The 6,458-nt window shown below is 43.9% G+C and carries 4 protein-coding genes; 2 read left to right on the top strand and 2 right to left on the bottom strand.

Features of this window, described 5'->3' with window-relative positions:
• The coding region (locus MHN01_RS12920; RefSeq protein ID WP_239411719.1) for an ABC transporter substrate-binding protein at positions 1 to 820 on the top strand (820 nt) is incomplete at its 5' end.
• A 13-nt stretch (positions 821 to 833) separates the two neighbouring features.
• Positions 834 to 2,354: a methyl-accepting chemotaxis protein gene (locus MHN01_RS12915; protein ID WP_239411718.1), complete on the top strand. Its 1,521-nt coding sequence runs from the start codon at positions 834 to 836 to the stop codon at positions 2,352 to 2,354.
• Between the two features lie 213 nt (positions 2,355 to 2,567).
• Here the strand turns inward: MHN01_RS12915 and MHN01_RS12910 are convergent, their stop codons facing one another.
• Both MHN01_RS12910 and MHN01_RS12905 read right to left on the bottom strand, forming a co-directional pair.
• Positions 2,568 to 4,841, bottom strand: coding sequence for a cytochrome c peroxidase (locus MHN01_RS12910; RefSeq protein WP_239411717.1), 2,274 nt, complete (start codon positions 4,839 to 4,841; stop codon positions 2,568 to 2,570).
• Positions 4,842 to 5,244: 403 nt separating this feature from the next.
• A partial coding sequence (locus MHN01_RS12905; protein WP_239411716.1) for an OFA family MFS transporter occupies positions 5,245 to 6,458 on the bottom strand: 1,214 nt, incomplete at its 5' end.

The raw sequence follows: 6,458 nt of genomic DNA, 5'->3' as shown, positions 1-6,458 counted from the left end.
GTGGGGTATATATTATCGTAAGTCTATTTTTTCAAAGTACGGACTGCAGCCTCCCAAAACGTGGGATGACTTATTGCGGGTTGGAACTCAACTAAAACGTAATAATATTACGCCATTTGCATTAGGAAATTCGGGGAAATGGCCTGCTGCGGCATGGTTCGATTACTTGAACTTGCGTATTAATGGGCTGGCGTTTCACCGTGAACTGCTCCAAGGCAAACACTCCTTTTTTGACGAAAGGATAGAAAAGGTCCTCATATACTGGAAAGAATTGATTGATAACGGCTTTTTCATTTCCTATCAGGATGTTGTTGACTGGAATGAAGCCTTGCCCTTTATTTATCATCGTTATGCCGCAATGATACTTATCGGGAACTTTGTCTCTGGTGAGTTTCCAAAACCACTAGTGCAAGACTTTGAGTTTATCCCGTTCCCAATCATAGATAGCTCTGTTCTTTTGTATGAAGATGCGCCTCTTGATGTGTTAATGGTACCGAGTAATGCCACTATTTCCAGGAACATTAAGAACCTTGTAAGTTATGTAGCATCAGAGCAATTCCAAACTGAATACAATCAAGGTATGGGGATGATTTCGCCTCACCTACAAGCAACATTATCCGATGGTGCATTTATTAGAGATGGAGCTGCATTGCTAAAAAAAGCATCAGGAGTAGCTCAGTTTTTCGATCGCGATACGCAAAATGAATTTGTTGTTCCCGCGCTCGAAGTCTTCGCCAGGTTCTTAATGTCTGGTGATGTCAGCACTACGCAAGAACAGTTAGAGAAACTTAGAAATCAATATCTTAAGTCGGATTATTAGGGCGGGAGTTTTAATGAAAATCAGACAGAAATTAAATATATCTGTATTAATAACGATTACTGTAACCTTAATAGCTTCGACGTTGGTATCCATTTATATGAACCAACAACAGTTAGTAGAACAAGTACATCATGATGCAGAGAGTAGTGTCAAACGGCTCGGTATTACGCTTTCTAGTCCACTTTGGAAAGTTGACCTCGATACAGCAAAAAAGATTGTCCAGTCTGAGTTAGGTACCAACGATTTAATGGCTGTGGACGTAATGGGCGAGGATGAAAAGGTTCTCTTTTCGTTTACTCTAAATGCCGAAAATGGCCAAATTACTGAAAAGGCCTTCACTGGAAGAAGTTACCTCACGAAAAATGAAAAGGTGCATTTTGAGATTCAAGGAGAGCAATTTGAAGCTGGCTCTGTACGTCTGTATTTTACTGATGCAAGAATTCAAGAGACTTTAGTAGGGGAAATCTACCGTAGCATGGTGCAAGTGGCAATTTTGGTTATGATTATGCTGTTGTCTCTTCGAATGCTGATCAATAGAATCATTATTAATCCATTAAATAGTATTAAAAATCGCATTTTTGATATTGCACAAGGAGAAGGTGATCTCACTCAACGTGTTATTGTCCAGGGTAACGACGAATTGAGCGAGCTAGGTAAGGGAATCAACCAGTTTATTGATAATGTTCACTCGATAATCACAGAGTTGAGCGAAGTTGTAAAAGTAATGGACAATACAACACAACAAGGTAATAACACAATAATACAACTCAATAAGTCTGTGGCGCTACTTAGTGACGAAGTTCATCAAATAGCGAACTCGATGAATGAAATTAGTCAGACATCAAGAGATGTCTCTTCTCAAACCAGTGAGCTTGCAACCATTCTTGGCAACACAAATCAGATTGCGATAGATGGAACAGAATTTATCAATTCAGCAGCTGACATGACGATTGGCTTGGCGGAGTCCGTACATACATCAAGTAACCAGATGGAGGAATTGGACAACCATACCCAACAAATTGGCTCTGTCGTTACTGTTATCGAAAATATCGCTGAGCAAACAAATCTTCTTGCCCTTAATGCAGCGATTGAAGCTGCTCGAGCGGGCGAGCATGGCCGAGGTTTCGCCGTGGTGTCTGACGAGGTAAGATCACTGGCTCATAAAACACAAAGTTCTATTAGCGAAATTGTCAGCATTGTTGAACACTTGCAGCAGTTATCTAAGGTCACATACTCAGCGATGGACAACAGTCTACGCAAGGCTGAAACGACCGTCATTTCAGTAAAAAGTGCTGGCGATTCTTTTGTGAATATTAGTCAATCGGTTCGACAAAATTTGACCAGTTCAGATATGATCGCAACTGCGGCGGAGGAACAATCGCAGACTCTTGATATGATAGAAAAGAATATCCAAGAAATCATCCGTATTAATGATGAGACTCAAAAAGTGTCTTCAAATAGTGCCAATTTCAATGCAGACATCATTGCATCAAGTCAAAAACTAGCGGCTCTAGTGGCCAAGTTTAGAATCTGATTATTGTGAAATACCTTAGCTATCTAAAAAAAGCTGTATCAAGATCTTTTTGAGGATGATATAGCACGCATTGGTACTGGGCTATGGGGCACCCAAAATGTAAAGCCTGGGTAATTACTTCTTGTGAATGCAGTCTACATGATAAACTCTCGATAACGAAAAGCCCGATGTGAAAGCATCGGGCTTTTTATTAGCGATAAGCATTACTGTGGTTTAGCGTGAAACTTTTATCTCAACCTTAGCAGGGCTGGAGAATAAGCCGTTTTTATCTTTAATTTGATAAGTAAAGCTCGTATCCATGTTCCGCATTGGGCGGTAACTCACTTTACCGTCACCGTGATTTGTCAGCACACCATAACGTCTATCAGGTGCTTCAACAATTTTCACCGATGAGTAGTCTAGTGGTGCGCTACCCGCTTTGTCGTTTGCCATCAGGTTGATAGTGATCTGATGAGGGTACTTGACTTCACCATAATCATCATAGGCTTCCGGCTCTTCGCTGCTTTCTTCCAGGAATCCCTTGATTGGAGGAAGGTTTTCAGCATAGCGACCTTCTTTACCGACCATAGGAATCTCGACCCATTGAACCTCTGCCTTACCAGTACCATCATCCTGTACACTGTATTCATCACCTATGTGACCAGCTGGAATGAATAGTTGTGGATGATCAAACGGTGCTTTTTCCCAACGTACACGCTCATCGGTCAATGATTTCAGGAAGGCCACCAGGGCTTTCTTGTGATCTTCGTTAAGGTGAGGTAGTGGGCCTAAGTTAAACACAAGGTTGGAAGCCGTACCGTTATGGCCTGAAGTATCGCCAATTGGGTTATTCGGATCCTGACGGCGGTTACCTCCACGGAAGTAGAAGTCGACGACTTCATCCAACGTTGCGAGGCTACCGTTATGCATATATGGGCCAGTTAGCTCAATGTTATGCAATAGTGGGATTTTGAATGCACCATCAATAGCTGTTCTTGCCGAAGGATCAACAGGTCCGCTGATAAGCTCTCCATCCGGAGCCTCACCATTTTGTGCCTGACGGGTAAATGACAATGGATAGCCAAAGTTACTTTCCCCACCAAGGCCGAGGTCATCAGCTGTAGGTCTTACACCTATGTTCATGAAACCTCTATCGCGGATTGCCTGGGCAAATGTCGGGCCAACAGGGCCTTGAGTGACAACAGCATCTTCATTTCCTGTCAGGTGCAGAGTTGCCTGAGTAAAGGCCGGACCACCGTGACATCCAGCACAACGCCCTGCATTCGGGCCACCAAATGTTCTGAATATTTGCGCTCCTTGCAATTCGAGCGGGGTCAGGTCTTCACCTTTTTCAAATTTTGAATGCCCGAGAGATACAAGGGTACTTTCGTACATCTGGATTGCCAGTCCCCAGAATAGTGAGAAGTTATGCTCGATCTGGGTATAGCCATCTTCATCATGGCGCGGGCTCATCCAATACTCTTCATGGAAGGCGTCCCTGATAAGTGTACGGTAGTCGGTTCTCAACCCTTTGGCAGGGTAGGCACTCAAAGAGCCTAAGGCACTGTCGTTAGGGTGTACTTCCTGCAATCCTAATGGCGTCAAGCGAAGCAGTTTTTTCGCCATGGTCTTGAACGGCTTGCCGTCACAAGTCATTTCGAAGTTACTGCCTGGAGGCCCCACAGCCTGAGAAGCGAGACTCGAGTTAATAAGGTGTGTTTTTTTAGGAACTGTTTTGCCATACTTCCGATCGTAATAAAGGACATAGGCGCCTTCATTATGCGGGCCAAATGGGTCAACACCGTTGAAAATGTTATTAGCTCTTCCGTCCCAGAAGTTTCGGAAATTATAAACTGAGTTAATAACGGTAGGTGTGTTCCTTGGTTCGACTCGTCTGGTGTTGAGGTTATTGACGTGGAAGATATCGGTTAGATTTTCACAGCGCTCTTTACCGTCTTCAAATTCAGATCCATAGTGGTTACCTTCGAGGTCTTTAAATTTGGCAAAAGAAACACCTTGTGAAGAAACAACGTCATCAGTCTCGTAAACGACATTGGAATCCCTGTCTCTGTTATCTTCGAGTTGGTATAACGGGAAATCATCTTTAGTTAACGTGTAGTTAGGTCCGCCCTTACCCCCTGAAGGCAGTTCAGGATAACCGTCGTAGTTAAATTTGTCCTGGTTTTCGACTATGGTGCTGAGTACACCCGGACTTATTTGGTTTTTGGCGCGAATGTCAGCACCTGCCGAGAAGTGACAACTACCACAGCTCTGGCCCTGGCTACCTGTTTGCATGTCCCAGAAAAACGCTTTCCCGAGTTTGATCGCAGCATCATAGTCTTTTACGTATTCTTCGATGCCGGGAACAGGAGGGAGGTTATCGGGAAGATAACTGCTTGGCTTTTCGGGGGATGCCGCCACGGCTTGATGTATAGAAGCCGCGATCAGACCCGTTGCTGCGATAAATACGCCTAGCCGGGCGCGTTTTCGCATATTATTATTTTCCATTGTTTGCTCCTGAAAAATCCCCAATGGGTTGCTTGAAGTGTTTATAGTTAGAGTTAAATGTGTACCGCCATATAATAATGATCGGAATTCAGGTAAGTGTTGTTATTAAATGTGGGAATTAATAGAGATGAAGTTAGGTTAGGAATTTAGAATTGGTGAATTCTTATCAGTGGTGATTAATTAATTAAAAAATAAAGACAATGTATTATTATTGAGTCATGGCTTTTATAAAACATTAATCTGAAAGGTAATTAAATGTAAGATGCTGTATTACAAATAAGAGATTCATCAAAAAAATGATTTATATAAGTACTGAGTTGACTAAATTTGAGAAATAAAAAAGCCCGACAGTGAATGTCGGGCTTTGCTAACAGTTACTAAGATAAATGATGTTTATTATTATTTATGCTTTCGCTAGCTTCTTTTCTAATACTTCAGGGTTAACTGGTTTGGTAATGAAAGATAGAATAGCTGCAACAACCATCATTACAGCACAAATCGTGTATGCCATGGTATAAGTGCCAGTAGTATCGACAGCAACGGCTGCTACAACCGGGCCAATGAACCCACTGATGCCCCATGCCGTGTATAGTACGCCGTAGTTTGCGCCGTAGTTTTTCAGGCCGTAGAAGTCCGCAGTGATTGATGGGAAAACCGCAAGCAGTGTACCGTAACCGACACCGGCCAGCGCTGCGCCAATCATCAGGGTAAGGTCAGACTGGAAGCTTGCAAACATCGCCATATTGATACCCTGCATAATAAAGGCAAGCATCAAGGTTTTCACTCCACCAATCTTATCAGACAGCATACCTGCGGCAACGCGGCCGCCAGAGTTGAAGATAGACAGAATAACGACGAGGTAAGCCGCTTCGGTAATGTTGGCCTGAGCTGCAGCAATCGAGGTAATGTTTCCTATCACCATAAGGCCCGCAGAAGAGGCTAGGGCAAACATCAACCATAGTGAATAGAACTGGGGGGTTTTCAGCATGCTACGCCAGTTGATATCAACCGGCTTGGTAGGGGCCTTGTTGGCTGCCCTAGCCGGTGTTTCAGGCTTGTAGTTTGCTGGTGGATTGGTGATCGTACAAGCCAAAGGTACAGCGACAAGCAAGACAGCGGCACCTAGAATCAGAAAACTGGTATTGATGCCAAAGCTACCGATCAATGATGAAGTGAGTGGAGCCAGGTATACCGCGGCCAAGCCAAAACCTGCCGCAATTAGACCGTTTACCATGCCCTTCTTGGACGGGTGGAACCATTTCATTGCTGATGGTGCCAGGCAGGCATAGCCGAATCCAATACCACAGCCTGTTAGCAAACCAAACGTCAGGATGAGTAGCAGTGGTGAGGTTGCGAAGCTTGAGATGATCATGCCAAGGCCGACCATAACGGTACCCATAATAAGGATACGGCGCGGCCCCATACGGTCTTGCAGGACGCCTGCGACAAGCAGTGATAGTGAGAAAGTGATAACAGCAACAGTATAAGGCATCGAAGCATCAGCGTTTGACCAGCCCATATCGACCACAAGAGCCTGTTTAAATACACTCCATGCGTACAAAATACCCATACATAGGTTAATGCAGAAACCGGCTAGCAGGATCTGCATTGCTTTAT

This window comes from Photobacterium sp. OFAV2-7 (assembly GCF_022347985.1).
In the GTDB taxonomy this organism is placed as follows: Bacteria; Pseudomonadota; Gammaproteobacteria; order Enterobacterales; family Vibrionaceae; genus Photobacterium.
The sequence above is the reverse complement of the archived record's forward strand: the minus strand, read 5'-3'. Positions and strand labels throughout refer to the sequence as shown.

Excerpts from the sequence above, each read along its gene's own strand:
- MHN01_RS12915 (WP_239411718.1), top strand. The coding sequence starts at position 834 with ATGAAAATCAGACAGAAATTAAATATATCTGTATTAATAACGATTACT.
- MHN01_RS12910 (WP_239411717.1), bottom strand. The coding sequence starts at position 4,841 with ATGGAAAATAATAATATGCGAAAACGCGCCCGGCTAGGCGTATTTATC.